Here is a 26518-nt window from a genome sequence, read left to right as displayed (position 1 = left end):
AACGCAAGGAAGAAAACATCACCGAGGGCAAGGCAGCTCTGGACAAGGAGATGCGCCGCAACCTCATCACCATCCCTGAGGAAAAGTACGACGAATTTATGGCTGACCTTGCGCGCCGCCAGCGCCTGAACACGCCGGAAGAGCTGTACGCGGCCATCGGCTACGGCGGCATCCAGCTCTCCCGCCTGATGATAAAGATCAAGGACGAATACACGAAGCTGCTCAAGGAACAAAGCCCTGCCGAGGTGCTTCAGGTCCCCATCAAAAAGCAGAAATCCAGCGAGGGCGTTATTGTGGAAGGGCTGGACAACTGCCTGGTCAAATTTGCAAAGTGCTGCAACCCGCTGCCGGGGGACGATATCATCGGCTTCATCACGCGCGGCTTTGGCGTTTCCATCCACAAGCGCTCGTGTTCCAACGCGCGGGCCGGCCTTCTGGGCGACGACGCGCCCCGCTGGGTGAACGCCCATTGGGCGGAAAGCGTGAAGGAGAGCTTCAAATCCTCGCTTGAGATCTCGGCCATGGACCGCGACGGCCTGATGGCCGACGTGGCGGGCCTCATCGCGGAGATGCATCTGCCCTGCTACGCCATCTCGGCACGGCAGCTGGCCGACGGCCGTGCCACAATGGCGCTGACCATCGGCGTGAACAACACCGAGCATCTGAACACCGTCATCGCGCGGCTGAGGAAAATCAAGAGCATCACCACCATTACCCGCGTGTGAGCGGAAAAAAGGCACGGAGGAATGAACGATGAGAGCTGTCATCCAGCGCGTGAGCGCGGCGGACGTTGTTGTGAACGGCGGCGCGCCGCGCGCCATTGGCCGCGGGCTGATGATCCTTCTGGGCGTGCGGGACACCGACACGCTGGACGTCTGCGAAAAGCTGGCGCAGAAATGCGCGGGCCTGCGTATCTTTGAAGACGCCGGCGGCAAGCTGAACGTTTCGGCCGAGGAGCTGGGCTGCGAGGCGCTGGTAGTGTCCAATTTCACGCTGTACGGCGATACGAAAAAGGGCAAGAGACCCAGTTTCATCGCCGCGGCAAAGCCGCCGCTTTCGGTGGAGGCGTATGAAGCATTCGTGGCCGAGCTGCGAAAAACAGGCCTGGCCCGTGTGGAGACGGGTGAATTCGGTGCCGGTATGAAGGTGACACTGACCAACGACGGCCCTGTGACCATCGTGATCGACACCGACGAATGGAAGCGCTGAGTGCGGCGTGCCGCCTGAAAAACGAAGGAGAAGGATATGAAAATATACCATATTCCCGCGGCGCCGCCGCTGTACACCAACACGTTTCTGCTGGTGGGGGAAAACGGCCTGGCCGCTGCCGTCGATCCGGCTGCCGGGGCGCAGGAATATCTGCGGCTGCTGGAGCAGGAGGGCGCGCGGCTGACGCATATCCTGCTGACGCACGGCCATTACGACCATGTGGGCGCAGTGGAGGAACTGCAGCGGAAAACGGGTGCGAAGGTCTGGCTGGCCCCGCAGGACGCGTGCGGCGGTGAGCTTTTTCCGTTCACCACGCCGGACAACGCCTATGCGGACGGAGAGGAGATCCGCGTGGACACGGATCTCGCGTTCCGCGTCATCGCCACGCCCGGCCACAGCGCCGGGTCCGTCTGCCTGCTGTGCGGCGGTCTGCTGTTCAGCGGCGACACGCTGTTCGCGGGGGACGTGGGCCGTACGGACCTGCCCGGCGGCAGTTGGGACACACTGCGGGAAAGCCTGAAAAAGCTGTGCGTCGCAGTGACGGAAAACGTGCAGGTCCTGCCCGGCCACGAGGAGTTTTCCACCATGGACCGGGAACGGGCGAACAATCGGTATCTGCAATTTTAACAAAAAGATAGGAATTAATCATATGGAGATCTATATCCGGGGCCTTGCCTCCGGCTACGAGCCCGAGCATGTGACGCGGCTGTTTTTTCGGCCCGCGCTGCTGGCGAAACGGTGGCCCGCCCGCGGGGCGGACGCCGTTGCGGTGCTGCGGGGCAAAAAACGTTTTGTATGCGGCGTGCGCATGAACGGCCTGTGCGCCGTGCGCACTGCGCCGCTGGCGCAGGACACGCCGCCGGAGCAGGCGGAATATGAGATATGCCGCCTGCTGTTTCTGCTGCTGTGCGAGGCCACGGGCCGCCGCCCGGCCTGGGGCATGCTGACGGGTGTGCGGCCGGTGCGGCTGGTTCACGACATGCGCCGCGCCGGTAAGGCGCAGGAAGAGATAGAGTCGTTCTTTCGGGATAAATACTTTGCAGACGGCGAAAAATATAAGCTGGCGGTGCGGACGGCGGACAATCAGGCGCCCGTACTGGCGCTGAACACGCCGCGCAGCTACAGCCTGTACATCTCCATTCCGTTCTGTCCGTCCCGATGCAGCTATTGCAGCTTTGTTTCCCGCACCACTGCGGAATCGGGCAGCCTCATTGAGCCTTATGTCCAGGCGCTGTGCCGCGAACTTGCGGAGATCAGCGCGCTGGCGCGGCGCAACCGGCTGCGGCTGGAGACCATCTACATCGGCGGCGGTACGCCGACGGCGGTTTCGGCCGCGCAGCTGCGCACGCTGATGCAGGCCGTGCGCGACAATTTCGACGTGCCCGCTGTACGTGAGTATACCGTGGAAGCCGGCCGGCCGGACTGCACCACGCCGGAGAAGCTGGCCGTCATCAAAGAATACGGCGCCACGCGCATCTCCATCAATCCGCAGACATTATCGGACGAGGTGCTGGCGGCCATTGGCCGCAGGCATACTGCGCAGGATGTTCTGGACTGCTTTGCACAGGCGCGGCGGCTGGGCCACGGGAACATCAATATGGACCTCATCGCGGGGCTGCCGCTGGATACGCCTGCACGGTTTGCGCAGACGCTGCAGGGGGTGCTGGCGCTTGCGCCGGAGAACATCACGGTGCATACGCTCACGCTCAAGCGTGCCTCAAACCTCGTTATCGAGCACGCGCCGAATGCCTATGGGGATGTGGCACGCATGCTGGATTCCTGCGCGCTGCTGGGGGAAAACGGTTATGAGCCGTATTACCTGTACCGCCAGAAGGGCACGCTGCAGAATCTGGAGAACACGGGCTACACCAGGCCCGGCTATGCGGGGCTGTACAACGTGTTTATTATGGAGGAGGTGCACACCATCCTTTCGGCGGGAGCGGGCGGTTCCACCAAGCTGGTGGGGCCGGACGGGCACATCCGGCGCATCTTCAACCATAAATATCCGTTGGAATACATCGAGCGCTTTGATGTGGTGCAAGCGCGCAAGCAGGGAGTTGACGACTTTTATGCCAAATACGCTGATCTGGATCCCGAAACGGCTCGTTGAACTGGGCCTTGTGAACGTGGCGGCCCGCTCGCCCGAGGCGTTCATTGACTACTGCGAGCAGGACTATGCCGCACGCGTCGAGCACGCGGCTGCGTGCGTGCGGGAGAGCGGCGCGCATGTGGTGATGCTCACCGGGCCGTCTGCCTCCGGAAAAACGACCACCGCTCACAAGCTGGCGGACTGCATTGCCGCCCATGGGCGGCGCAGCGCGGTGGTGTCGCTGGACAATTTTTACAAGGACCTAAAGGATTATCCCCGTCTGCCCGACGGCAGTGTGGATTATGAGAGCGTGGACGCACTGGATATCTCGGCCATCAACCGTTGTCTGCTGGAGCTCATCCGCACGGGCCGAACACAGATTCCGGATTTCGATTTCTGCGGAGAGCGCCGCCGCCACGGCGTTATCCCCGTGGAGGTGGGGGACGGTGTGGTGGTCATCGAGGGCATCCATGCGCTGAACCCCCGCCTGACGGCGCTGCTGCCCGAGGGCAGCGCGTTCAAGATCTATGCGGGCATGCGGGAGGAATACTCCCGGGACGGCCAGCGCATTCTGCCCACGCGGGACGTGCGCCTGGCACGCCGCATGGTGCGGGACCACAAGTTCCGCGGCCACAGCTTGGAAAAGACTTTTTCCATGTGGCCCGCCGTCTGCGAGGGAGAGGATAAGAACATCAAGGTTTTCAAACCCGAAGCAGACCTGCTGCTGGATACCAGCTTTTCCTACGAGGTGTGCTGTCTTGCGCCTTTTGTCACCGCGCTGCGGGGTGAGCTTGCGCCGGGAACGCCTTATGCGGCGCAGCTGGAAAGCTTGTGCAGCCGTTTTGCACTGTGCATGCCGCTGCCCGAACAGAGCATCCCCAGGACGTCCATGCTGCGGGAATTCATCGGATGAATGCATTGCAAAGCGCGCGGCTTCATACTATACTATAATCAAAGCTCAAGTAAAACAGGTAAAATAAGAGAGGTGCTGGAAATGACCACGTTCGATAAACTTAAGGGCGCGGCCGCCACGCTGGCGGACGCGGCCGTAAAGACAACAGGAGACCTGGCCCAGAAGGGCAAAAAGCAGATGGACCTGCTGGCGCTGGAAAACAAGCTGAGCCGCGCCCAGCGCCAGCTTGGCGCTCTGGTGTATGCGCTGCACAAAAACGGCGAGGAAAACACGGCGCTGGTGGAGCGCTACATAGAGACCATCGCGGCTGTCGAAAAGGATATCGCGGCGCTGGAGCCTGCGCCAGCAGCCGCCATGGCAGACGATGCACAGACGGCTGTCTACTGCCCCCAGTGCGGCGCGGAGGTAGACCCACATGCCATATTTTGTCCTGGGTGCGGGGGCAAACTGTAACGGGCCGAAAATGCGCTTTGCGGTGATCCGCAGGCGCAAAAAAATATAGCGGGGCCGGCGCGCCGCGCTCCCGGAAAAGGGGAGCGCGGCGCGCTTTTCTGCCCTTTGGCGTGCGCCCATGGCGCATGGTGTCCGCGCAAGAAAAACGGTTCCGCGCAGTTTGGGGCCGCAGATGTAAAAAAAGCCCGCGGATGGGGGCAAATCCGGGAAAAAAAGGGCCAAACTACTTGCAAAGTGAGGGCCTATCATGTAAAATCTATGGAGTAGACGGAAAGGGGTATTCCATGAACGGGCTGACGCAGAAAGAACGCTATAACATGGAAGACCTGCTGGAGATTGTCGCATTGCTGCGGGATCCGGAAAATGGCTGCCCGTGGGATAAGGTGCAGACGCATACGTCCATCCGCAAGAATTTTATCGAAGAGACCTACGAAGTGGCGGACGCCATCGACCTTGCCGATGCCAGCCTTCTGTGCGAGGAGCTGGGCGATGTGTTGCTCCAGGTGGCTCTGCACACGCGTATGGAGGAAGAACAGGGGGCGTTCACGTTCGGGGACGTCTGTACGGGCATCTGCAAAAAGCTCATCTACCGGCATCCGCATATTTTTGGGGACGCCGGCGCACAGACGCCGGACGAGGCGCTGCAGAATTGGGAGGCGCTCAAGCGCCGGGAAAAGCACCGCGAAGGCGCGGGGGATGACCTGGACAGCGTGCCCGCGGCCCTGCCGGCGCTGATGCGCAGCCGAAAGGTGGCCAAACGCGCGGCTGACCACGGCTTCACCTATCCCGACGCGCAGGCTGCCATCGCGGACCTGGAACAGGAGCTGACGGAGCTGAAGCAGGCTGTGGCGCAGGGCAGTGCGGATGCGCAGCAGGAGGAATTGGGCGACGTGCTGTTTTCTGCGGCGAACGTATCGCGCTTTCTGGACTGCGACGCGGAAGAGGCGCTGGACGCCGCAACGGTGAAATTTGTGCGGCGCTTCAGGGAAATGGAACGCCTGGCCGCCCAGCAGGGCTGCGCGGTGGATGATTTAAGCGCCGCAGAGTTGGACAAACTATGGAAAAGAGCAAAAGAGGTTTTTACAAAGCGCTAACCGTGCTTTGAAAACATACACTCAATCATTATTTCGGAGGTTTATTACAATGACCAAAGTTGATCTGATCGCGAAAGTTGCCGCTGAGGCTGAATTGACCAAGAAGGACGCCGAGAAGGCTGTCGCTGCTGTTCTGGACGGCATCACCGAGGCCTTGAAGGCCGGCGACAAGGTTGCTCTTGTCGGCTTCGGCACGTTTGAGACCCGCGAGCGCCCCGCCCGCAAAGGCCGCAACCCCCGCACGAAAGAGGAGATCACGATCCCCGCTACCACCGCTCCCGCTTTCAAGGCCGGCAAGGCTCTGAAGGACGCCGTGGCGAAATAAGCGATATCGGCCCTTTTCCATGCAGCCGGAGGACAAGCCCTCCGGCTGCATTTTTCTTACAAGACAACAGAAAGGAGCGCAGCCATGCGCATTGACAAATTTATGAAGGTGAGCCATCTCATCAAACGCCGCACTGTGGCCAACGAGGTGGCGGACGCCGGGCGCATCACAGTGAACGGCAAGCCCGTTAAGGCAAGCTATGCCGTCAAGGAAGGCGACGTCATCGAGGTGGCGTTCGGCCAGAGGCCCGTGCGCGTGAAGGTGGTATCCACCGAGGCGCCCACAGGCAAGGACCTTGCCCGCGAGATGTACGTGGTGCTTTCGGAGTAAGCCGTTTTGGTTTGCACGCAGTCCCTTCGGCTTCCTGCGCGCCGTCATATGCGCGCCGCTCTTTGCATACACATGGTGATAAAGAGAGGTGCAAAACAAATGACGATCAATCCGGCCGCCCCGGCGGCGAACCAGGCGCGGCAGACGCCGCACAGTGTTGTAATAGAGGACCGCAAGCGTCTTACAGCGACGGGCATTTTGTCCATCGTCTCCTACGACTCTTTCACGGCCACGCTGGAAACGCCCGGCGGCACGCTTGCCATCGGCGGTGAAGGGCTGACGGTCAGCGAGCTTTCCGTTCAGACGGGCGAGGTGAAGATCAACGGTTCCATCGAATATGTCCAGTACACCGCCAAACGGGAAAAACAGGAATCCCTGTTTAAAAGGCTGGTGCGGTAAATGGTTGGCGGAGTCCCGGTGGGGCTCGCGCTGCGGGATCTGTTCTACGCCGCCGGGCTGGGGTTTCTTCTGTGTGTGGGCTACAGCGCCGCACGCATGCTGCTGGGTTCAGGCAAAGCGGTATGCTTTATCTGCGACGCCGCTGTGCTGGCCGTGGGGGCGCTTTTGTACCGCAGCGCGGCCATGAGCCGTTTTTATGCAGGCCAGCCGCGCTGGTATACGCTGGCGGGATGTGTGCTGTGTTTTTTGGCCAGCCGCGCCGCATTGGAGCCTCTGCTTTCCGGCGTCGAAGCGTTCGTTCGCTGGTGCCTGGCCTGGCCGTTCGTAATGCTGTGGCGCGCGGTGCTGCGCCCGTTTGCGGGTGCGGTTTCGGCGCGTTTTCAGCGTGTGCGTACGGCGCACAGCGCCGGCCGTGTGAAAAAAAGCCGGGCGGCCAGAAAGAAAAGGTTGCAAAACAGCGGCCGCGTGTTGTATAATTCAAAGTGACACTGGGGGAAGTGTACCCTTTTGTGGATGGAGCATCCCCGTGCGGCCGTGCTGCAAAACGCGCCGGCCGGGGAAGAGAAAGGTTTATGGCAGAGAGAAAGCGCAAACAGAAAAAAGGCTTTTCGGCCCTTGCGGTACGCATAGGGCTTGTTTGCGTTTGCATCTATCTGTGCGTGTCGCTTGTATTTGCGCAGATCGACATCGTTTCCAAGCGCCAGCAGCTGGAGAACCTGACGCAGCAGGTAGCCGCCCAGGAGGCGGCCAACACCGAGCTGCAGCGCACACTGGATTCCGGCGACGAAGCGGCGTATATGGAGCGCATCGCGCGCGACAAGCTGGGATATGTGCTGCCCGGCGAGCATATCTATGTGGATATGTCGGGGGACTGACTGCACCGGTTTTGGTAAGCATTGCGGCTTCGCAATTTTTATAACTTTATTTAACGTAAGGAGTTATCGCAATCCATGGCAGTAGAGGTAGGAAGCATCGTAGAGGGCAAGATCACCGGCGTAAAAAAATTCGGCGCGTTCGTGGCTTTGCCCGGCGGCCAAACCGGCATGGTACACATTTCCGAGGTGTCCAACGAGTATATCCAGGAGCTTTCCGACGTTTTGAGCGAAGGACAGACCGTGAAGGTGAAGGTGATGAGCATCTCGCCCGAGGGCAAAATCGCGCTTTCCATCAAGCGCACTGAGCCGCGCCCCCCGCGCCCCCAGCGCGCGGATACCGGCCGCACCTGGCAGCCCCGCACTCAGTCGCAGCCGCAGGGTGAAATGTCGTTTGAGGACATGATGAGCCAGTTCAAATCCCGCAGCGAGGAAAAAATCTCCGACCTGCGCCGCGTCACCGAGGCGCGCCGCGGCGGCGGTTACTCCCGCCGGGGGCATTGAGCGGGCAGAGCCTGCGGCGCGCGGGCTTTTCCGGCGTATAATGAAAGAAATCTCCGCTCAAAGCGGCGCGGCTTGTTCAGTTGCGCCGCTTTTTAATTTACATTGCGTGCGAATTGTATATTTTTTTGTGTATGCTAAAATAACATTTTGTAAATATTGCCTATAAAATCCTTGTAAAATCACGTGCTGACGTGGTATAATCAAAACAGAAGAAGCGGGGTTGTCCACGCCGCTTTTTCAACTGTTAAAGGAGGCTTTGGTTTATGAAGATCACATGCACAGGACGAAAAGTCAACCTGAAGGACGCGTTTATACAGCGCGTGGAAACAAAGCTTGCAAAGTTGGACAAATTCTTTTCCGACAGCGCGGAGGCGAACGTTACCGTGACCGTGGAAAAGGACTGGCAGACGGTGGAGGTGACCGTTAAAGACAAGGGCTTTACGAGCCGTGCCGAGAAATCGGCCGACCGTATGGAAGATGCGTTCGACGCGGCGGTAGACCTGCTGACGCGGCGCATCGTTAAAAACCGCAAGCGTTTGGAAAACCGTGTCTATCAGCCCGCGGTGGAGGAATTCGCGCTTGCCGCCCACGAGGCGGAGCCGGAAGAAGCATACAGCATCATCCGCGAAAAACGCTTTTCCTGCAAGCCAAGCACCGTGGATGAGGCGATTTTGGAGATGAATATGCTGGGCCACACGTTCTTTTTATTCCGCGACGCGGACACCGATGAGATCCACGCGGTGTACCGCCGCAAGGACGGCAGCTACGGCGTACTGATTCCGGAACGCTGATGCGTACTTTTCAATGAAGATTGCAGGCAGAGCGCCGCACGAAGTTTCGCGCGGCGCTTTTTTGCGCCAAGCGCCGGAAAATATTTTGCATGGGCGTCAAAAAAGGGTTGCTTGTGACGCGGCGTCATGAAATATAATGGCAGGGAGGTGATAGAGATGCCAAAAAATGAACGGGCGCTGCCGGATGGCTTTATGACCGTGGGAAAGCTGGCGGAAAGAATGGGCGTCACGGTCCGCACGCTTCAATACTACGACAGGGAGGGACTGCTTTCTCCCACGGCAGAAAGCGGAGGCGGGCGAAGACTGTACACGGATAAGGATATGATACAGCTCCATCAAATCCTGTCGCTGAAGTCTCTGGGTTTTTCCCTGGACGACATCAAAAACAGGCTTGCGCCGTTGGATACGCCCGCCGACGTTGCGGACGCGCTGGCAGCGCAGGCTGCCGCCGTGCGGGAGAAGATCGCGGTGCTGACGGAATCACTCACGGCCATTGAGACTTTGCGTGCCGAGGTGCTGCAGATGCAGACGGTGGACTTTAAAAAGTACGCGGATATTATTGTGAACCTGCAGATGAAAAATGAGTTTTACTGGCTCATCAAGCATTTTGACGAAAGAACGCTGGACCATATCCGCAGCCGCTTCGACAAGGAGAGCGGCCGGGCGATGCTGGAGACCTTCAACCGCCTGCAGGACGAGGCGCTGCGTCTGCAGGCCGCAGGCGAGCCGCCCGAAGGGGCGCGGGGGCAGGCGCTGGCGGCCGCATTTTGGCAGATGGTGACGGAGTTCACCGGCGGGGACATGGAAATTTTGGCAAAGCTGATGGAGATGGGAAGCTTTGACGGAGCGGACGCCGCGTGGCGGCAAAGGCAGGCCGCGGCAAGTGCGTACATCGAGCCGGCGCTGGACGCCTATTTTACCCGGATCGGGACAGGGCCGACAGGGGAGGATATGCAATGAGCTGTGCGATACGGGTGGAGGGCCTGCAAAAAAGTTACGCAGGCCGTGCGGTGCTGAAGGGACTGACCTTCACGGTGGAGCAGGGCGAGATCTTTGCGCTGCTGGGGGTGAACGGCGCGGGAAAGACCACGGCGCTGGAATGCATCGAGGGCCTGCGGCGGCAGGATGGCGGCAGTGCTGTGGTGTGGGGCAAGGCCGGGATACAGCTTCAGTCCGCCTCTCTGCCGGCGCACATCCGGCCCATGGAGGCCGTGGCGCTGTTTGCAAAATGGAACGGAACGAAGCCGGATGCGGCCATGCTGGACGCACTGGGCATCGGTGGGATGAAAAAAACGCAGTACGGCGCGCTGTCCACCGGACAAAAGCGGCGGCTGCATCTTGCACTTGCGCTCACCGGAAGGCCGGACGTGGTATTTCTGGATGAACCCACAGCCGGGCTGGACGTGGAGGGGCGGGTGGCGCTCCACGCGCAGATCCGCGCACTGCAGGCGCAGGGGAAAACCATCGTCCTGGCCAGCCATGATATGGCGGAGGTGGAAAGCCTGTGCAGCCGCATCGGCATCCTGAACCGCGGAGAGTTGGTTTTTCTGGGCACTGTGACGGAACTGACCGCGCATATCGGCAGCCGATACCTTGTGTGCGTCCGGACAGCGCAGGGTGAGGAGCGTTTTGAGGCTGACGACGTAGGGGAGGCCCTGCTGCCGTTGCTGGAAGCTTACAAACGGTGCGGCGTCGCGATTCTGGATGTTACAGTAGGACGGGGAACACTGGAGCAGCATTTTATGGATATTGCGAAGGAGGATGTATGATGGGGGCGTTTTTGTATGGCACGGCGCTGCAATGGCGGCTGGACATCCGCAGCAGGACGCTGCTCATTACCTGCTATGTGGTGCCGCTTTTGTTTTTTGCAATGATGGGAGGGATTTTTACATCGGTCAACCCGTCCGCGCGGGAAACGCTGGTTCCGTCCATGACGGTGATGGGTGTCTCCATGGGGGCGCTGATCGGCCTGCCGCCCTCGCTGGTGGAGATCTACGGCGGCGATATCAAAAAAATGTACAAAGCCAACGGTGTGCCGCTGTACTTCGGTCTCATCCCGGCGCTCTTGTCCACATTTCTGCATCTGATGCTGATGAGCGCGGTAATCTATTTGGCTGCGCCGCCTGCATTCGGCGCGGCGGCGCCTGCCGACCCGGCAGCGTATTTCGGTGCCCTGGCGGTTTTTACTGCCGCGTCGCTGAGCGTGGGCGGCGTGCTTGGGGTGGCAGTAAGGGATCAGGCGAAGCTGACCATGTTTTCCCAGCTCGTTTTTCTTCCCTCCATTCTTCTGTCGGGCATTATGTTCCCGTCGGAGCTGCTGCCCGGCGTTCTTGGTGCGGCGGGACGGATATTTCCTGCGTCATGGGGCTTTTGCCTGATGAAGGACGGCGGATTTTCCGCTGGGAACCTGTGGCCGCTGGCTCTGGTGATGGCAATGTCGTCCGTTCTCTGCATGCTGCTGCTCAAGCGCTTGGAGAAAGAGTAAGGCGGAACCGACCGGATAAAATGTTCTGGGATAAAGCGGTTCTTTTCATTGAAGCGCCGACAGCGTGAAGGAGCAAAACATCCTGCCCGCATAAATTCCGGGCAGGATGTTTTTAGACCATCGAAAAAGGCAAAGAAGGAAAAGAAGCGTCCGGGGAAAAAGCTTGAAAAAGGGATGGCGAACCCCTTTTTCATTTAAAATAATCCCGCGCCGTGCGCGGCGAACGGGGCCGCAGGCCCTGTTCGTAGGCAGCTTGGCGCAAAAGCGTAGCTTTTTCGACAAGCTGCAAAACATCCTGCCCGTATAAATTCCGGGCAGGATGTTTTTGTGCGGCCGGCGCCGGGAACAGGGCCTTCCGCAGGTGATGTATGATGGTCAAGCAGGCGGTCTATAACAAGAGCTTGTCCAATTCTATGTTCAACTGTGTCTTTAAAGCTGCCAATTCTTCTGAGGAGGGACGATATTTCTCCGACGACAATTCCTTCCCCAACTGCCAAACAGGGCCGGGGCGGGGCGTATCGCCGTTTCTTCTGGAAAATATATGCCGTGCATATGGACGCCGCCTACGCGCAGAAGTTCATAATTCAGCTTTTCCGGCTTAAACGCTTTTATAAACGGCTTCAGCTGCGATAGACATTTCTGTCAGAAAGCCATATCTGAATTCAAGTGCTAAAAGATGCAGCTCAGAGACGCATTGCTTGCATAGAAAAAGAGAATGTCTTTTTATGCGCTGATTGTCACCGATAACGACGTAACCGGTTTTTGATTCTCTGACAAAATATGGGGTCTTCTGCTTTTTGATCAACTCGATTCTTTCACAGTCGCTGCAGCTATCTGCCATTTGCCTTTTCGCCCCAAACGGCGGCTTCCTGTTGTTTCACGGACAATATACCATTTTCTAAGCTCGCACTTCGGGTACCGCTCGTGTTCACTAAGAAACATGGTATCTATGCCGCTAAGCGCATGCTTCGCCTGCGGCTTACATTCGCCAACCGGACATATTATACCATAGCGCCGCGAAGCGGCCACAACAAAACCGCATCCATTGCGGTTTTGCATGGTTCAATGTTCTCAAAGCAATGCGCGATAAGCGCATCAGCGCATGAAGTGCGCGCAGCCGCGCAAGCGGCGGGTTTGAGGTTATTATACCATATATGAAAGAACAATGCGGCGTATTTGCAGGGTGCCTTTAAGGTACGGCGCGACCGGATGGAGACATCGGTACCAAAAGCTGTTCTGTGAATTATTTTGCTCCCGAACCGGGAGGTGTTGCAGTTCATGTTCCGTCCGGCCGTCGGATCGGTAAGGGAAGGGGGACAGGTGCCGGGCGCCGCACCGCCGGATCATTTCATTCAGAAAACAGCCGCCGCTTGTGATGCGGCCGGGCTTGTGCTATACTTAAACTGATAACGCACGTTGTACGGCTGGTACGGGCTTTATCGCCCCCAAGCCGTCACGGCGGTCCCGGCCTGCGGAATGCCGGGGCGCTGCCCTGACACGATTTTAAAAAGACGAGGAAAACAATTTTGAAATATGATTTGATCGCACCCTGCTATTTTGGCACAGAGAGCGCCGCGGCGTTCGACTTTAAGCGCATCGGCGCAGAGGATGTCGCTGTCACAGATGGACGCGTGGCGTTCCGCGGCGGGCCGGACATCATCGCAGCCGCCAATCTGTGGAGCCGCTGTGCCGAGCGCGTGCTCATCCTCCTTAAGACCTACAAGGCCGTTACCTTTGACGAGCTGTTTGACGGCGTATCGGCCATTCCCTGGGAAGAGCTGCTGCCCGCGGACGCGGAGTTCCCGGTGAAGGGCAGTAGTCTGTCCAGTGCGCTTTCCAGCGTTCCGGCCTGTCAAAGCATCGTGAAAAAGGCTGTGGTGGAGCGGCTCAAGCGCGGGCACCGGGTGCAGGTTCTGCCAGAGGACGGCGCGCTGTACAAAATACGTTTTTCCATCCGCAAAAATATGGTGGAGGTAATGCTGGATACCTCCGGCGACGGCCTGCACAAGCGCGGTTACCGCAAAAACAGTATGGAGGCGCCCATCAAGGAGACGCTGGCCGCGGCCATCATTGACCTGGGCCGCATCTATCCCGACACACTGGCGCAGGACCCGTTCTGCGGCAGCGGTACGCTGATGATCGAGGCCGCGATGAAGGCCATGAACATGGCCCCCGGCCTGCGGCGCCGCTTTACGGCGGAGCACTATGCGTTTCTGCCTGCCGCCGTCTGGAAAGAGCAGCGGGAGAAAGCCCTTTCGGAGATCCGGCGGGGCGTGGAATTCCAAGGCGTAGGCTTTGACATTGACCCTGCGGCGGTGGCGTTGGCTGCGGCCAATGCAAAGCTGGCGGGAGTGGAAAAGCACTGCAGGTTCTTTACGGCGGATGTGAAGGATTTTTCCCCTGCCCCCGGCGCGATGGTGTTCACCAATCCGCCTTATGGCGAGCGCCTGGGAGACCTTGCCGCCGCCGCGGAGCTGGAGCGCATGCTGGGCCGTCGGCTGGAGGAAAACCCCGTGCGCAGCGCATACATTATTACGGCGGACGCGGATTTTGAGCAGCATTTCGGCAAAAAGGCCAAACGCCGCCGCAAGCTGTACAATGGCATGATCCCCTGTCAGGTATATATGTATTTTTGACCGCAGGCCCCATGGGGCGCGCGGAAAGGAGCGTTTTGCAATGGCAAAAAACTTTTGTCCTATCTGCGGCACGGCGCTTGTGCCGGGCCTGGACGCATGCCCGAACTGCGGACGTAGGATCGAACCCGATGAGCCGGACCGGATGGCGGAGCCGCCGCAGGCACAAGCGCAGGACGGCACCCGCGATGCAGGGCTGTCCGGGCAGGAGGGCGGAAGCGCGCCCGCGGCCGACTTGCCGGAGCCACCCGTGCGGGAGGCGGGCACGGGTGAACCACGGCAGGCCGGACGGCTGGAGGAGCCGCCTGTGACGGTCTCCGCGGGGGAAATCCCGACGCAGCCCGGACCGGGTGCGCCCGTGCCTCCCATCCACGGGCAGGGGGAGGCGTATCCGTATCCGCCGCAGGGCGGCAGCCCTGTGGGGGCTGCGCCGCGGCCCATCTATATGCCGCCGCGGCCTGAGGGAACACCCGGCCCGGGCGTTCCGCCGCCCGCTTATGCGCAGCGGCCTGCCTATTATACGCCCGGCATGCAAAGCTACGGACAGCCGGAGCTGCCCGAGCCGATATCCATGGGCTCCTATCTCGGAATGTCCCTTTTGGGAATGGTGCCGGTGATCGGGCTGGTGTTCCTGCTCGTCTGGGCGCTGGACAGCCCGGGCCGCCCCAACCGCCGCAACTTTGCGCGGGGCTTTCTGGCTGCGCGTGTCATCGCATGGGCTGTGTTTTTTGTATTGACGTTCGTGCTGTTTTTGATAATGGCGGTGGCGTCCCCGGCTTTTTACTACTGAGGCAGGGAAAGAAACGCAACGGAATGGAGAGAGAGGTGGAGAATGGTATATTGTATGATCCTTTCGGCGGTTTGTATTGCGCTGGGGCTGCTGTGCCTGCTTCGTCCGGCGCTGGTTTGGAAATGGACCGAGCAGTGGAAATCGTACCGCGCCGATGAGCCGTCGGAGTTATACAGGTTCGGCATCCGTTTCGGGGGCGCGCTGTTCCTCGTTTTCGGCGTTGTCCTTCCGTTTCTGCCGCTGCTTTTGAAATGAGCGCGGTCCGGCGCGGAATACCCGGATGCGTACAATAAAAAGCGTCCCGCCTGCGGCAAGATGCAGACGGGACGCTTTTTGTTTCCGAAAAGAAGGAGAGAAAGCTCAGCGTGCCCGGCGGGAAAGCCGGGCGGCTTCCTGAGGATGCTTACACCTCGAAGGAATAGCGCAGAGAACTTCCACGCTGAGCATGGATGCCTGCCAGCGCCATATGTACCGCGCCGCCCTGCGCGCCGCGCAGCCAGCCGCAGGCTGCGCGTGGCTTTGTGCCGTGCGGGCCGGGGCCGCTGTCGCTCAGCGCTACGCCAACCGGTCCGGTGCATTCGATGGGCGGCAGGCCCGTTTCCATCAGCTCCGGTTCCTCGCCGGCGGGCAGGGGCGGCACGATCTCGTAGGCGATCACCGGCAGCCAGCCCTCCTCCAACTGCGGCAGGCGCGGTGTGGGGCCGCGGTGAAGGAAAGCAAGTTCATTTACATAAAGCGTGTGCTTTGCGCCTGTAGCCGGGTGTGCGAAAGGCACCGCACAGGCGGCAGCGCTCACTTCGTTGACGGCGAATTCGCGGCCGACGGGCATCCACCGCGGCCCGGCGGCGACCTCCAGTGACAGGCTTTTTACAGCGGTCTGCATCCCGCGGGGCCAGGGGGCGTGCACACGGTGGCACACATAGCAGTCGCCCGGCAGGCACAGGGAAGCGTAAGCGGCGCGCACGGCGTCTACGGCGGCGTCGGGCCGTTCGCGCCGCACAAAGGGAACCCAGGTGAAGCTGCTGGATGCGCACGGCTCCACAGGCAGGCCGTTGATCAGGCGCGGGGAAAAGGAAGCCTCCGGGATGGGCCGTTCTCCCTCCAACATCCGCTCTTCCAAGGGCGTGAGGCGCTCGCCGTCCACCCCCGCATATTTTTTGCAGAACGTGCGCACCGCGCCGCTGTCCAGAAACAGAAGCACATCAAGCGTAAGCCCGGCGTCTGAAACATACAGCGCCGGGATGCGGCACAAATGCCCGGCCCAGGTGAACTGCCAGTCCACGGGCACGGCCTGCGCCGGTGCGCCCTGGGGCGCCGTCCAGAAATTTTTTCCGTAATAAACCGCAAGAGAATCCTTTTCCTCCATACCAGCTCCCTCACACGCCTTCCAAATTGAAAGCGGGAGTGTATTCCTCCTTTGCACTGCTTTTTTCCTGCATGAAGCCTTCCGTCAGGCCAAGCTCTACCGCATAGTCCACAGCCTTTCGGTATTCATACGTCGAAATGCGCCGCCCCAGGGCCTTGTGCTCCTTCGCCTTGTAGAACGGCGTGTACTGGCTCATCAGGCTCGTCAAAAAGCTTCCCGGCGGAAGTTCTTTGGCCATAAAGCGAAGCACGGCGCGGGTATCCGCCGCGGCGCCCGGCAGTGCCAGATGCCGCAGGATAACGCCGCTGCGCATCAGTCCCTGACCGTCCAGAACAGGCGGCCCGGCCTGCGCGATCATCGCCTTTACGGCGGTGCGGGCAGCCTCGAAATAGTCCGGCGCGTTTGAATATTCGGCGGAAAGCTCCGGCGAGCGGTATTTGACGTCCGCCAGCCAGATGTCCACATAGCCGCGCAGGGCGGCCACGGCCTCGGGCGTTTCATAGCCGCTGGTATTGTATACCACCGGGATATGCAGCCCGGGCCGGGCCATATCGAGTGCCTCGCATACCCAGGGCAGGTAATGCCCCGCCGTGACAAGGTTGATGTTGTGTGCGCCTTGCTCCTGAAGCTCCAGAAAAATATCCGCCAGGCGCCGGGTGGATATCTCCCGCCCGAAATTTCCGGCGCTGATGCCGTGATTCTGGCAGTAGCAGCATTGCAGCGGGCAGCCCGAAAAGAACACCGTGCCGCTGCCCTGTGTGCCGGAGATGCAGGGCTCCTCCCAGAAATGCAGCGCCGCGCGCGCGATTTTCACCATACCGCCGCCGCCGCAAAGGCCATGCGTCCGCGTGCGGTCCGCCCCGCAGCGGCGAGGACACAACGTACAGTGGGTGGGCGTCTCCATGCCTTATCCTCCCCCGTCCCGATTTTCTCAAGGGATAGTGTACCATATTTTCTGCATTTGTGGTACAATATTCCTTAAGAAGAAATCCCGGAAAGGGGGCTGTTCATGCAAAAAATGCTTCATACGGCAGAAGAAAAGTTTCTGGTGCAGCTTGCAAAGGAGTATCCCACCGTGGCTGCGGCCTCCAGTGAGATCATCAACCTTCAGGCCATCCTGCGGCTGCCGAAGCCCACGGAGCACTTTATGAGCGATCTGCACGGTGAATCCGACGCCTTTACGCATATACTTGGAAATGCCTCCGGCGTGATCAAGGAAAAGGTGGACCGTGTGCTGGCCGGCGAGATGTCCGACGCCGAGCGCGCGGAGTTTGCAACGCTGATCTATTATCCCGCGCAGAAGCTGGCCCAGCTGAAGCCGCGGCAGAGCGACCTGGGCGCATGGTATCGAAAGACGCTGTACCGGCTGATCGACGTGTGCCGCATGATGTCCTCCAAATACACCCGCAGTTTTGTGCGCAAGCGCCTGCCCGGGGATTTTGCATATATCCTGGACGAGCTGCTGCACGCCCACTTTGAGGACCACGATAAGGAATTTTACTACGGGCGTATTCTGGATTCCATCATTGACATTGGCCGTGCGGATGACTTTATCACCGCTCTGGCGCAGCTCATCCAGCGGCTGGCCGTGTACCGCCTGCACATCGTGGGTGATATCTTCGACCGCGGCCCCAGGCCGGACATCATTTTGGATGAGCTGATGCGCCACCATTCCGTGGATGTACAGTGGGGTAACCACGACGTGCAGTGGATGGGCGCGGCGGCCGGCAGCACGGTGTGCGTTGCCAGCGTCATCCATGTGACGCTCAGCTACAACAATCTGGAGACGCTGGAGGACGGCTACGGCATCAGCCTGAGGCCGCTTTCCCAATATGCCGAGGAGGTGTACCGGGACACGGACGTTTCCGGCTTTTGGCCCAAGCTGGTAGAGGAGGGCGAGTATACCCCGGCTGACCTTGCACGCACCGCACGGATGCACAAGGCCATCGCCGTAATGCTGTTCAAGCTGGAATGCGCGCTGATCGGCCGCAACCCGGATTTCGGCATGCAGGGCCGCGCCCTGCTGGAACAGGTGGATTTCGTGTCTCAGACCATCGTGATCGACGGCGTGGAATACCACATGAAAGACTGCGATTTTCCCACGGTGGACCCCGCACGCCCCGCCGCGCTGACGCCCGGCGAGCGCGACGTGCTGGATAAGCTGTGCCAGAGCTTCATGCAGAGCGAAAAACTGGCGCGGCACGTTCGCTTTCTGTATGCCAAGGGAAGCGTGTACCGCATTGAAAACAACAATCTGCTGTTTCACGGAGCCGTGCCGCTGGATGAAAACGGGGAGTTCGCCCGGGTGGAATACGGCGGGGAGACGTTTTCGGGACGTGCGTGGATGGACAAATGCGAACGCATGGCGCGCCAGGGTTATTTCGCGCCCGTGGGCAGCGATGCGCGCCGCCGCGGGCGGGATTTTCTATACTATCTGTGGTGTGGCCCGCTGTCGCCCATTTTCGGGCGGGACCGCATGGCGTCTTTTGAACATCTGTTCGTGGACGGCGAATTTCCCGAACGGAAAAACCCTTATTATGCACACATCGAAAACGAGGATGAGGCTGTGGCGCGCGGCACCGCGCGGCGCATTTTTGCGGAGTTTGGGCTGGATTTTGAAACGGGTCATATCGTGAACGGACACATTCCGGTGCGCGCGGCCAGCGGCGAGCAGCCTGTGAAGGCGGGCGGAAAGCTCATTGTCATAGACGGCGGCTTCTGTAAAGCGTACCATCAGCGCACGGGCATCGCGGGATACACGCTGGTTTCTTCATCCCGCGGGCTTTCCCTGCGCAGCCACGGCCCGTTTGAAAGCACCCAGAAGGCGATTCTGGACAATTTGGACATCCTGTCTACCAAGGACGTGTTCGAGCCCAGCGGCAAACGCGTCTATGTAGAAGATACGGACGAGGGCGCGCGGCTGAAGGACCAGATCGCGGACCTTAAAAAGCTGTTGGCCGCGTACGCGGACGGCAGCGTGAAAGAGCAGGCGTGATGCAAGGCATGCGTCTGCCATAAAAACACAGGAGGCTGAACCCCATGCAGCAAGAGAGACCCGGCGCGCCGCTGCCGTTTAAAGCGTGCGAAAATTTTCGGGAGCTGGGCGGATATACAGGCTGCGGCGGAAGGCATGTCAAATACGGCGCGTTCTACCGCAGCCCCGCGCTTGCCAATATTAAAACTCCGGCGGACCGCGCCCGTTTCGAGGCGCTGGGCGTGCGTACCGTGTTCGATTTCCGTTCGGAAAAAGAGCGGACGCTCGCGCCGGACCCGGATTTCCCCGGCGTGGTGAACATTCCGGCCAGCGCCATGCTGGCTGAGGACGGCAGCGAGGTGGATTTCGACCTGGAAAAGCTGCTTCGCAGTGAAGACGGCATTCGGATGCTGACAGAAGGCGTGCATGAGAGCTACGCACGGATGCCCTTTGGCAACCCGGCGTACCGGGCGCTGTTCGGCGCCATCCGCGCCGGGCAAACGCCCATTTTGTTCCACTGCACCGCCGGCAAGGACCGCACGGGCGTGGCGGCGGCGCTCATCCTCAAGGCGCTGGGCGTTTCCCGGGAGGATATCGTGGAGGATTATCTATTGACCAATGCCTGCCGCACCACGGGGCGGGACCAGTTCCGCGGAATGCTGGAGCGGGCGGGACTGCCCGCAGCGCAGGCGCAGCAGGTGACGGAAATCGCCACAGGCGTACGGCGGGAGAGCATTGAAAGTGCGCTGGACGCCATTGAAGAAAAATATCCGTCTTTTGAAGAATATCTGCGGGCCGAGTTTGAAATCGGCGCGGCAGAGCTTGAGGACATCCGCGCGCGTTACCTTGTATGAGGCCGCGCATCACCCGACAGTAAAGGAGAAAAAACTATGTCTACCCCACACAATGCGGCCGCCGCGGGCGATTTTGCAAAAACCGTGCTCATGCCCGGAGACCCGCTGCGCGCAAAATTCATTGCCGAGACCTTTTTGGAAAGCCCGGGGCTTGTTACCTCGGTGCGCGGCATGCTGGGCTACACCGGCACGTATAAGGGTGTGCCGGTATCCGTGATGGGAAGCGGTATGGGCATGCCGTCTATCGGCATTTATTCCTGGGAGCTGTTCACCCAATATGGCGTGGAAAACATCATCCGCATCGGTTCGGCGGGCTCGTACAGCCCGCAGGCCAAGGTGTTCGACGTGGTGCTGGCCACCAGCGCATACAGCGAAAGCAGTTATGCCAAAACGCAGAACGGCTATGACAAGGACGTGACCTATCCCTCCGAGGCGCTGTGCGGCGCACTGCGCAAAAGCGCGGCGCGGCTGGGCATGCCGCTCATTGAGGGCGCGGTGCATTCCAGCGACGTGTTTTACCGCGACGCCGAGCCGGATTATTGGGAAAAGCTGCGGGACGAAAAGGGCTGTCTTGCCGTGGAGATGGAGAGCTTTGCGCTGTTCCACAATGCGGCCGCCACGAAAAAAAACGCCGCGTGCCTGCTCACAATTTCCGACAGCTTTGTATCCCATGAGGAGACGACGGCCGAGCAGCGCCAGACGAGCTTCACGAATATGATGGAGATCGCGCTGGGAAGTGTATTGGAGTGACGACGATGGAACAGAACATCGACCGGAAAGCGCTCATCCGAGCCGCGTTCGCCGCGCGGGAGTATGCTTACACGCCCTATTCCAATTTCAAGGTGGGCGCCGCGCTGCTGGCCAAAAACGGCAGCGTCTATACAGGCTGCAACATCGAATGCGCCACGTTCACCCCGACCAACTGTGCCGAGCGTACAGCCCTGTTTAAGGCTGTGAGCGAGGGGGTGCATGAATTTGCAGCCGTTGCCGTGGTGGGAGCAAAAGACGGCGCGCCGGACGACGTGCTTATCACATCGCCCTGCGGCGTATGCCGGCAGATGCTGTACGAGTTTGGCGGGCCGGATTTACGGGTTATCATGGCGAAAAGCGAAAACGACTGGCAGGAAATGACGCTGGGCGAATTGCTGCCTTTGGGCTTTGGCCCGGAAAAGGTGCTGTGACGTTTTTTGATAAAAAGCGGCCGTTCTGCAGCGCCCCGGTGCAGCCGGACGGCCCGTGCCCGGCCGCGCGCTTTCAGGAGCATGCTGCGGCCTTTTTGAAGCATTTGCACAGCGGCGCTGTAAAAAATTTGTAATCTGCGCCATGCCGGGCGGGCTTGAAAAACACACGGGGATTCTGTATACTGGACAAGGGAATTCATAAGAGCGGCTTTTGGGCCGCGGCCGCCGGAGGCGGCTGTAAAAAAGGAGCTGTTGCCGTTCTATGCACGGCAATGGAATCATCTGTCCGCCCCGTCCGGGACGGACGACCGAAAAGGAGAGTTGACATGAAAAAACTGCTTGCACTTGCATTGGCTGTCGTGTTGGCGCTTTCCGTGTTCGCCGGCTGTGCCGCCGGCGGCAAAAAAGCGGAACTTGCCCTCATCACCGACATTGGTACCATCGACGACAAATCTTTCAATCAGGGCGCCTGGGAGGGCCTGGTGAAGTATGCCGAGGAAAAAGGCATCTCCCACCAGTATTATCAGCCCACGGAAAAGAGCACCACCGCGTACCTGGAATCCATCGACCAGGCTGTGAAGAACGGCGCGAAGGTCATCGTGACGCCGGGCTTCCTGTTTGAGGAGCCTGTTTACATCGCGCAGGACCAGTATCCGGACGTGACGTTCATCCTCATTGACGGCAACCCGCATGATGCGGACTACAACTATAAGACCGCCGACAACTGCGTGGGTATCACCTACGCCGAGGAGCAGGTGGGCTTCCTGGCCGGCTATGCGGCCGTCAAGGACGGCATGACGAAGCTGGGCTATATGGGCGGTATGGCCGTGCCTGCCGTTGTAAAATACGGCTACGGCTTTGTGCAGGGCGCCGAGTATGCCGCGCAGGAGCTCGGCATGGCTGACGGCAGCATTGAGCTGATGTACAACTACACCGGCGGCTTTGACGCCACGCCGGAAGCCCAGAACCAGGCCGCGTCCTGGTACAACAACGGCACCGAGGTCATTTTTGCAGCGGGCGGCGCTGTCGGAAACTCCGTGATGGCGGCTGCGGAAGCGGCCGGTACCAAGGTCATCGGTGTGGACGTGGACCAGTCCGGCGAATCCGAGACGGTTATCACCTCCGCGATGAAGGGCCTGGGCACCTCCGTTTATGATATGATTGCCGCATATTACAACGGTTCTTTCCCCGGCGGCGAAAACAAGGTCTACGACGCGGCCAACAACGGTGTTGCGTTGGCCATGGACACCGCCAAGTTCGACAGCTTTGCGAAAGCGGATTATGACACGCTGTTTGCCGCGCTGCAGAACAACACAAACAACATCGCTTCCGACATCCTCAAGAATGTGGATGCGGACAACAACGAGATCGCCCTTACGGATATCCCCGTGAAGGCTGTTGTCGTCACCGAAGTGAAATAATTGCTTTCAAGCGCAAAAGGGCGGGGCGGCTGCGGCTGTCCCGCCTTTGGTTTTCTTGCGCGCCGCAGGGAAAACGGGTACAATAAAGAAAAGCGCCCGGTGCGGGCGGAACAAATAGACACAGACGGGCCGCGCGCCCGGGAAAAGAGGAGCTGTATGACAAAACAGGAGATATTGGCAAAGGTAGACCACACGCTGCTGAAAGCGGACGCAGGCTGGGAGGACATCCGCCGTATCTGCGATGAGGCGTTGGAAAACAGCACCGCATCCATCTGCATCAACCCGTGCTGGGTGGAACGTGCCGTGGAATATCTGGGCGGCCGCGTGCCTGTGTGCACGGTCATCGGGTTCCCGCTTGGAGCCACGACGACGGCGGCAAAGGTGGCTGAGGCAAAGCAGGCGTTGGCCGAGGGATGCGAGGAGTTCGATATGGTCATCAACATCGGCCGGCTGAAAATGGGGGATACCGATTACGTGCGGGATGAGATCCGCGCTCTGAAGCAGGCCGTGGGGAACAAGGTGCTGAAGGTTATCATCGAGACATGCCTGCTGACAGATGCGGAAAAGGAAACGATGTGCGGCGTGGTGTGTGAAGCGGGAGCGGATTTCATTAAAACTTCTACCGGCTTTTCCACCGGCGGGGCCACATTCGACGATATCGCGCTGTTTGCGCGGTGTGTGAAGGGCCGCTGCAGGATCAAAGCGGCAGGCGGTATCCGAAGCGTGGCGGATATGGAACGCTTCATCGCGCTTGGCGCCGACAGGCTGGGTACATCCAGTGCCATCAAAATATTCAACAACGAGGCTTCCGGCACAGAATATTGAAGCCCGCCGTCCCGGCACCGTATTTTCGCGGCGCCGGGACGTTTTTTATCGGGATATTTTTTACCGCGAGTGACAGATTGTTAACAATTATTTGCTGATTTTATGGTATAATGAACATGTTCACATTATTTTAGAAGAATTTTTCGCCGCAACGCGGCGGGAACAACGGGAAAAGGAGGAACCACTATGCCCATCGACAAATCCATCGATTACTCGGCCATTACGCCCGAGATCAAGGCGCTGACGAAGCTGTGCCTTGCGGACAATGTCATCGAGCCGGAAATGTATGTGAAGTACGCTGTCAACCGCGGCCTGCGCGACCTGAACGGCAACGGCGTGCTCACAGGCCTGACAGAGATCAGTGAAATACAGTCCAGCAAAATGGTAGACGGCGAAAAGGTGCCCTGCGAAGGCAAGCTGTTTTACCGCGGCGTGGATGTGGAGCAGATCGTATCGGGATTTATCCGCGAAAAGCGGTACGGCTTTGAGGAAACCGTTTATCTGCTTTTGTTTGGCGCGCTGCCGGATGAGGCACAGCTGGATGATTTTAAGAAGCTGCTGGCGGGCTACCGCTCGCTGCCCACGAATTTCGTGCGCGACGTCATCCTCAAGGCGCCCAACGCCGACATGATGAATACGTTGGCCCGCAGTGTGCTGACGCTGTACAGCTACGACGCCCGGGCCACGGACAACAGCACCGAGAATGTACTGCGCCAGTGCCTGCAGCTCATTGCGCTGTTCCCCATGCTCTCGGTATACGGTTATCAGGCGTACAGCCACTATGTGCTGGACAAAAGCCTGTTCATCCACAACCCCGTGCCCGAGCTTTCCACCGCTGAAAACCTGCTGCACATCCTGCGCGCGGATGGCAAATATACCGAGCTGGAGGCCCGAATCCTGGATCTGGCGCTGGTGCTGCACGCCGAGCACGGCGGCGGCAACAACTCGACCTTCACCATGCATGTGGTTACTTCTTCGGGCACCGACACCTATTCTGCCGTGGCGGCGTCTCTGGCCAGCCTGAAAGGGCCCAAGCACGGCGGTGCGAACATCAAGGTAGTTCAGATGTTCGAAGACATGAAACAGAATGTCAGGGATTGGACGGACGAAGAGGCCGTCGAGGCCTATTTGCGCGCGCTGCTGCACAGGGAAGCCTTCGACAGAGCGGGCCTGATCTACGGCATGGGCCATGCGGTATACTCCCTGAGCGACCCGCGCGCCAATGTGTTCAAACACTTTGTGGAGATGCTGTCTGAGGAGAAGGGCCGCCATGAGGAATATGCGCTGTATGCAGCAGTGGCGCGCCTTGCGCCCAAGGTCATCGGAGAAGAGCGTAAGATCTATAAGGGCGTTTCCGCCAACATCGACTTTTACAGCGGTTTCGTTTACAGCATGCTGGACCTGCCGCTGGAGCTGTATACCCCCATTTTCGCCATCAGCCGTATCGCGGGCTGGAGCGCCCACCGCATCGAGGAGCTCATCAATGCGGGCAAAATCATCCGTCCTGCATACAAGAGTGTCAAACCGCGGGTGGACTATGTGCCTTTGCACGACCGCAAATAATTTACAAAACAAGACCGGGAGCCTTCCAGGCTCCCGGTCTTGCATTGCTCTGCGTGGAATGCTTCAGATATAATCTGAAAAATATGCCTTGCCCGTGGGAATCAGCCGTTCCAGCAGCGCCGTGGTCTTGGCGTCCGCCGTCAGGCGGTCAATGCTTTTCAGGTATGCAGGGCGCTTGTAACCCATCAGCATGCAGATGGCCGTGCCGATGCTCATTTCCGCGGTGTAGGGCGACGGTTCCGCCGAAAGCGTATGTGTGCCGTCTGCATGGAACCGCACGGTAAACTCCTGTTCGTTCCAGTCCAGCACTTTGTCGTGGATAAGGAAGGTTATGGCATCGCCCGAGGAGGCTTCGGCAAAATTATAGCTCATGATGAACGCCGCAAAATCTACGATGCGCGCCATCACATAGGGCTGCACGGTCTCGCGGATATCGCTGTCCTCCAGCGTGAAAGCCAGCGAATGGTTGGTATAGTTGCAGCCGGAGACCTCGGTGACCATGGAATAGTGGGCCGTGACATAATCCCACATGCCGCGCCGGGCCTCATCGTTCAGATATACCATTTCCTTGATCTTGAAGATCTCGCGCTTGAGCAGATAGACAAGATAACCCTGCGGCTCGTCCGCGGCGTCGTAGTACATGGCCACGACCTCGTCGTCCACATCCCACCGCCAGTATTCATCCCAGGCCAGCGCGTTGCGCACAAGACAGCCGTGTGTTTTGGCGGCAAAGCGGTCATGCACCGCGGCAAGGGAGGGATCGTCCCAGGCGATGCGCCGCACTTTTCCCGGCACAGGCTGGGGCTTGGGCAGCTGATTGTCCCGAATGCGGAACGTCATTTTGTCCGACACGATCTCCCAGCCCTTGTGACGGTAAAAGGGGATGGAGTACGGGCACAGGAACGAGATGCTCTGTCCGCGCCCGCGCATATCGGTGAGCGCCTGGCGGATGAGCGTGCTCATCAGGCCGATGCCCGCGTATTCCGGATAGGTGGCCACGCCGGTGACGAACCCGGTATCCAGCAGCGAGCCTTCCACATTTACCTGCATGGGATATACGGCGATCTGCGCGGCCAGCGTTTTGCCCTCGAAGCAGCCCAGTACATGGGCTGATTCCAGAATGGGGAATTTTGACTGCTTGATTTCATCCTCCTGCCAGCCCACCTGGACCAGCTCCTCTTCCGTTACCTGGAACGCATAGCGCAGCAGTGCGTTGAATTGCTCCAGATGGGAGGCGTCCAGCTCCTGAATGGTGAACCCGTCGGGCAGTGATGTGTATTGCATAACAAGGATCCTTTCGCTTGAGCGGCGCACTGCGCCGCCAGTGGCATTTACATTGATTCCTGACCTTATCATACCACGCCCCATGCGCCAGTGCCAACCCCCAAATGGGTTTTCCCGGCCGCCGCAGGTGTTTTTTACCGTTTGAATATTTTCCCGGCCGCCG

General features: G+C 59.5%; 30 protein-coding genes. 27 read left to right on the top strand and 3 right to left on the bottom strand.

The genetic code is table 11. The annotated features are described in order from the left end of the window. The 20 genes from TQ39_RS07925 to TQ39_RS07820 all read left to right on the top strand — a co-directional run. The coding region (locus TQ39_RS07925) for an ACT domain-containing protein (protein WP_167541528.1) at positions 1–725 on the top strand (725 nt) is incomplete at its 5' end. A gap of 28 nt (positions 726–753) precedes the next feature. Continuing rightward, positions 754–1209 (top strand): D-aminoacyl-tRNA deacylase, encoded by a 456-nt coding sequence (gene dtd, locus TQ39_RS07920; protein ID WP_050005152.1) that lies wholly within the window; start codon positions 754–756, stop codon positions 1207–1209. Between the two features lie 36 nt (positions 1210–1245). After that, positions 1246–1836: an MBL fold metallo-hydrolase gene (locus TQ39_RS07915; protein WP_009323571.1), complete on the top strand. Its 591-nt coding sequence runs from the start codon at positions 1246–1248 to the stop codon at positions 1834–1836. Positions 1837–1858: 22 nt separating this feature from the next. Beyond that, positions 1859–3319: a coproporphyrinogen dehydrogenase HemZ gene (gene hemZ / locus TQ39_RS07910; protein WP_009323572.1), complete on the top strand. Its 1461-nt coding sequence runs from the start codon at positions 1859–1861 to the stop codon at positions 3317–3319. After that, positions 3279–4211 (top strand): uridine kinase family protein, encoded by a 933-nt coding sequence (locus tag TQ39_RS07905; RefSeq protein WP_009323573.1) that lies wholly within the window; start codon positions 3279–3281, stop codon positions 4209–4211. Before hemZ ends, TQ39_RS07905 begins: the two co-directional genes overlap by 41 nt. Positions 4212–4292: 81 nt before the next feature. Next, the gene (locus TQ39_RS07900) at positions 4293–4664 is read left to right on the top strand and encodes a zinc ribbon domain-containing protein (protein ID WP_009323574.1); all 372 of its coding nucleotides are present in this window, start codon (positions 4293–4295) and stop codon (positions 4662–4664) included. 284 nt (positions 4665–4948) lie between these two features. Beyond that, positions 4949–5758 carry a nucleoside triphosphate pyrophosphohydrolase gene (gene mazG / locus TQ39_RS07895; RefSeq protein ID WP_009323575.1) on the top strand — a complete coding sequence of 270 codons (810 nt, stop codon included), beginning with the start codon at positions 4949–4951 and terminating at the stop codon, positions 5756–5758. Between the two features lie 49 nt (positions 5759–5807). Next, entirely contained in the window at positions 5808–6083 is a 276-nt protein-coding gene (locus TQ39_RS07890; protein WP_009323576.1) for an HU family DNA-binding protein, read from the top strand. Positions 6084–6167: 84 nt separating this feature from the next. Continuing rightward, positions 6168–6413 carry an RNA-binding S4 domain-containing protein gene (locus tag TQ39_RS07885; protein ID WP_050005151.1) on the top strand — a complete coding sequence of 82 codons (246 nt, stop codon included), beginning with the start codon at positions 6168–6170 and terminating at the stop codon, positions 6411–6413. A gap of 99 nt (positions 6414–6512) precedes the next feature. Next, complete coding sequence (locus tag TQ39_RS07880) at positions 6513–6812, top strand: YabP/YqfC family sporulation protein (RefSeq protein WP_009323578.1); 300 nt, start codon at positions 6513–6515, stop codon at positions 6810–6812. Further along, complete coding sequence (locus tag TQ39_RS07875; protein ID WP_009323579.1) at positions 6813–7298, top strand: hypothetical protein; 486 nt, start codon at positions 6813–6815, stop codon at positions 7296–7298. It abuts the gene before it with no gap. Positions 7299–7384: 86 nt separating this feature from the next. Continuing rightward, a complete protein-coding gene (locus TQ39_RS07870) occupies positions 7385–7687 on the top strand; it encodes an FtsB family cell division protein (RefSeq protein WP_009323580.1) in 303 nt (100 codons plus the stop codon). A gap of 75 nt (positions 7688–7762) precedes the next feature. Beyond that, a complete protein-coding gene (locus tag TQ39_RS07865) occupies positions 7763–8188 on the top strand; it encodes a S1 RNA-binding domain-containing protein (RefSeq protein WP_009323581.1) in 426 nt (141 codons plus the stop codon). A gap of 263 nt (positions 8189–8451) precedes the next feature. Then, the gene (hpf, locus tag TQ39_RS07860) at positions 8452–8979 is read left to right on the top strand and encodes a ribosome hibernation-promoting factor, HPF/YfiA family (RefSeq protein WP_050005150.1); all 528 of its coding nucleotides are present in this window, start codon (positions 8452–8454) and stop codon (positions 8977–8979) included. A gap of 156 nt (positions 8980–9135) precedes the next feature. Next, the gene (locus tag TQ39_RS07855; protein WP_050005149.1) at positions 9136–9939 is read left to right on the top strand and encodes a MerR family transcriptional regulator; all 804 of its coding nucleotides are present in this window, start codon (positions 9136–9138) and stop codon (positions 9937–9939) included. Continuing rightward, a complete protein-coding gene (locus TQ39_RS07850; protein ID WP_050005148.1) occupies positions 9936–10748 on the top strand; it encodes an ABC transporter ATP-binding protein in 813 nt (270 codons plus the stop codon). Before TQ39_RS07855 ends, TQ39_RS07850 begins: the two co-directional genes overlap by 4 nt. Further along, complete coding sequence (locus TQ39_RS07845; protein WP_318268094.1) at positions 10745–11464, top strand: ABC transporter permease; 720 nt, start codon at positions 10745–10747, stop codon at positions 11462–11464. The genes TQ39_RS07850 and TQ39_RS07845 overlap by 4 nt, the downstream gene beginning before the upstream one ends. 1526 nt (positions 11465–12990) lie before the next feature. Continuing rightward, positions 12991–14100, top strand: coding sequence for a THUMP domain-containing class I SAM-dependent RNA methyltransferase (locus TQ39_RS07830; protein WP_050005146.1), 1110 nt, complete (start codon positions 12991–12993; stop codon positions 14098–14100). A gap of 40 nt (positions 14101–14140) precedes the next feature. Further along, positions 14141–14887, top strand: coding sequence for a zinc ribbon domain-containing protein (locus TQ39_RS20810; protein WP_050005145.1), 747 nt, complete (start codon positions 14141–14143; stop codon positions 14885–14887). A gap of 42 nt (positions 14888–14929) precedes the next feature. After that, positions 14930–15142, top strand: a complete 213-nt coding sequence (locus TQ39_RS07820) for a DUF6199 family natural product biosynthesis protein (RefSeq protein WP_050005144.1) — start codon at positions 14930–14932, stop codon at positions 15140–15142. A gap of 148 nt (positions 15143–15290) precedes the next feature. Here TQ39_RS07820 and TQ39_RS07815 read toward each other — a convergent pair whose 3' ends face one another. Together TQ39_RS07815 and TQ39_RS07810 are read right to left on the bottom strand one after the other, a co-directional pair. Beyond that, entirely contained in the window at positions 15291–16253 is a 963-nt protein-coding gene (locus TQ39_RS07815; protein ID WP_050005143.1) for a hypothetical protein, read from the bottom strand. A 10-nt stretch (positions 16254–16263) separates the two neighbouring features. Beyond that, positions 16264–17157 (bottom strand): radical SAM protein, encoded by an 894-nt coding sequence (locus tag TQ39_RS07810; RefSeq protein WP_050005142.1) that lies wholly within the window; start codon positions 17155–17157, stop codon positions 16264–16266. A gap of 105 nt (positions 17158–17262) precedes the next feature. Between TQ39_RS07810 and TQ39_RS07805 the strand changes: the two genes are divergently transcribed. The 7 genes from TQ39_RS07805 (at position 17263) to TQ39_RS07775 (ending at position 25071) form a co-directional block, all read left to right on the top strand. Continuing rightward, entirely contained in the window at positions 17263–19248 is a 1986-nt protein-coding gene (locus TQ39_RS07805) for a fructose-1,6-bisphosphatase (RefSeq protein WP_050005141.1), read from the top strand. 44 nt (positions 19249–19292) lie between these two features. Next, the gene (locus TQ39_RS07800) at positions 19293–20081 is read left to right on the top strand and encodes a tyrosine-protein phosphatase (RefSeq protein ID WP_050005140.1); all 789 of its coding nucleotides are present in this window, start codon (positions 19293–19295) and stop codon (positions 20079–20081) included. A gap of 36 nt (positions 20082–20117) precedes the next feature. Beyond that, positions 20118–20831 (top strand): purine-nucleoside phosphorylase, encoded by a 714-nt coding sequence (gene deoD, locus TQ39_RS07795; protein WP_009323593.1) that lies wholly within the window; start codon positions 20118–20120, stop codon positions 20829–20831. Between the two features lie 5 nt (positions 20832–20836). After that, entirely contained in the window at positions 20837–21262 is a 426-nt protein-coding gene (locus TQ39_RS07790; protein WP_050005139.1) for a cytidine deaminase, read from the top strand. A 326-nt stretch (positions 21263–21588) separates the two neighbouring features. Then, positions 21589–22683 (top strand): BMP family lipoprotein, encoded by a 1095-nt coding sequence (locus TQ39_RS07785; protein ID WP_009323595.1) that lies wholly within the window; start codon positions 21589–21591, stop codon positions 22681–22683. Positions 22684–22839: 156 nt separating this feature from the next. Then, a complete protein-coding gene (gene deoC, locus TQ39_RS07780) occupies positions 22840–23508 on the top strand; it encodes a deoxyribose-phosphate aldolase (RefSeq protein WP_050005155.1) in 669 nt (222 codons plus the stop codon). A 186-nt stretch (positions 23509–23694) separates the two neighbouring features. Beyond that, positions 23695–25071: a citrate/2-methylcitrate synthase gene (locus tag TQ39_RS07775; RefSeq protein WP_050005138.1), complete on the top strand. Its 1377-nt coding sequence runs from the start codon at positions 23695–23697 to the stop codon at positions 25069–25071. 63 nt (positions 25072–25134) lie between these two features. Here the strand turns inward: TQ39_RS07775 and TQ39_RS07770 are convergent, their stop codons facing one another. Next, complete coding sequence (locus tag TQ39_RS07770; RefSeq protein ID WP_050005137.1) at positions 25135–26355, bottom strand: GNAT family N-acetyltransferase; 1221 nt, start codon at positions 26353–26355, stop codon at positions 25135–25137. Between the last annotated feature and the right edge of the window lie 163 nt (positions 26356–26518).

The sequence above is a fragment of the Ruthenibacterium lactatiformans genome (assembly GCF_000949455.1).
In the GTDB taxonomy this organism is placed as follows: Bacteria; Bacillota; Clostridia; order Oscillospirales; family Ruminococcaceae; genus Ruthenibacterium; species Ruthenibacterium lactatiformans.
The sequence above is the reverse complement of the archived record's forward strand: the minus strand, read 5'-3'. Positions and strand labels throughout refer to the sequence as shown.

Coding starts and splice junctions, on each gene's coding strand:
- TQ39_RS07775 (WP_050005138.1), top strand. CDS start 23,695: ATGCCCATCGACAAATCCATCGATTACTCGGCCATTACGCCCGAGATC.
- mazG (WP_009323575.1), top strand. CDS start 4,949: ATGAACGGGCTGACGCAGAAAGAACGCTATAACATGGAAGACCTGCTG.
- TQ39_RS07800 (WP_050005140.1), top strand. CDS start 19,293: ATGCAGCAAGAGAGACCCGGCGCGCCGCTGCCGTTTAAAGCGTGCGAA.
- TQ39_RS07915 (WP_009323571.1), top strand. CDS start 1,246: ATGAAAATATACCATATTCCCGCGGCGCCGCCGCTGTACACCAACACG.
- TQ39_RS07785 (WP_009323595.1), top strand. CDS start 21,589: ATGAAAAAACTGCTTGCACTTGCATTGGCTGTCGTGTTGGCGCTTTCC.
- TQ39_RS07790 (WP_050005139.1), top strand. CDS start 20,837: ATGGAACAGAACATCGACCGGAAAGCGCTCATCCGAGCCGCGTTCGCC.
- TQ39_RS07905 (WP_009323573.1), top strand. CDS start 3,279: ATGCCAAATACGCTGATCTGGATCCCGAAACGGCTCGTTGAACTGGGC.
- TQ39_RS07820 (WP_050005144.1), top strand. CDS start 14,930: ATGGTATATTGTATGATCCTTTCGGCGGTTTGTATTGCGCTGGGGCTG.
- TQ39_RS07900 (WP_009323574.1), top strand. CDS start 4,293: ATGACCACGTTCGATAAACTTAAGGGCGCGGCCGCCACGCTGGCGGAC.
- dtd (WP_050005152.1), top strand. CDS start 754: ATGAGAGCTGTCATCCAGCGCGTGAGCGCGGCGGACGTTGTTGTGAAC.
- hpf (WP_050005150.1), top strand. CDS start 8,452: ATGAAGATCACATGCACAGGACGAAAAGTCAACCTGAAGGACGCGTTT.
- deoD (WP_009323593.1), top strand. CDS start 20,118: ATGTCTACCCCACACAATGCGGCCGCCGCGGGCGATTTTGCAAAAACC.
- TQ39_RS07880 (WP_009323578.1), top strand. CDS start 6,513: ATGACGATCAATCCGGCCGCCCCGGCGGCGAACCAGGCGCGGCAGACG.
- TQ39_RS07875 (WP_009323579.1), top strand. CDS start 6,813: ATGGTTGGCGGAGTCCCGGTGGGGCTCGCGCTGCGGGATCTGTTCTAC.
- TQ39_RS07870 (WP_009323580.1), top strand. CDS start 7,385: ATGGCAGAGAGAAAGCGCAAACAGAAAAAAGGCTTTTCGGCCCTTGCG.
- TQ39_RS07810 (WP_050005142.1), bottom strand. CDS start 17,157: ATGGAGACGCCCACCCACTGTACGTTGTGTCCTCGCCGCTGCGGGGCG.
- TQ39_RS07805 (WP_050005141.1), top strand. CDS start 17,263: ATGCAAAAAATGCTTCATACGGCAGAAGAAAAGTTTCTGGTGCAGCTT.
- TQ39_RS20810 (WP_050005145.1), top strand. CDS start 14,141: ATGGCAAAAAACTTTTGTCCTATCTGCGGCACGGCGCTTGTGCCGGGC.
- hemZ (WP_009323572.1), top strand. CDS start 1,859: ATGGAGATCTATATCCGGGGCCTTGCCTCCGGCTACGAGCCCGAGCAT.
- TQ39_RS07850 (WP_050005148.1), top strand. CDS start 9,936: ATGAGCTGTGCGATACGGGTGGAGGGCCTGCAAAAAAGTTACGCAGGC.
- TQ39_RS07885 (WP_050005151.1), top strand. CDS start 6,168: ATGCGCATTGACAAATTTATGAAGGTGAGCCATCTCATCAAACGCCGC.
- TQ39_RS07815 (WP_050005143.1), bottom strand. CDS start 16,253: ATGGAGGAAAAGGATTCTCTTGCGGTTTATTACGGAAAAAATTTCTGG.
- TQ39_RS07890 (WP_009323576.1), top strand. CDS start 5,808: ATGACCAAAGTTGATCTGATCGCGAAAGTTGCCGCTGAGGCTGAATTG.
- TQ39_RS07770 (WP_050005137.1), bottom strand. CDS start 26,355: ATGCAATACACATCACTGCCCGACGGGTTCACCATTCAGGAGCTGGAC.
- deoC (WP_050005155.1), top strand. CDS start 22,840: ATGACAAAACAGGAGATATTGGCAAAGGTAGACCACACGCTGCTGAAA.
- TQ39_RS07845 (WP_318268094.1), top strand. CDS start 10,745: ATGATGGGGGCGTTTTTGTATGGCACGGCGCTGCAATGGCGGCTGGAC.
- TQ39_RS07865 (WP_009323581.1), top strand. CDS start 7,763: ATGGCAGTAGAGGTAGGAAGCATCGTAGAGGGCAAGATCACCGGCGTA.
- TQ39_RS07855 (WP_050005149.1), top strand. CDS start 9,136: ATGCCAAAAAATGAACGGGCGCTGCCGGATGGCTTTATGACCGTGGGA.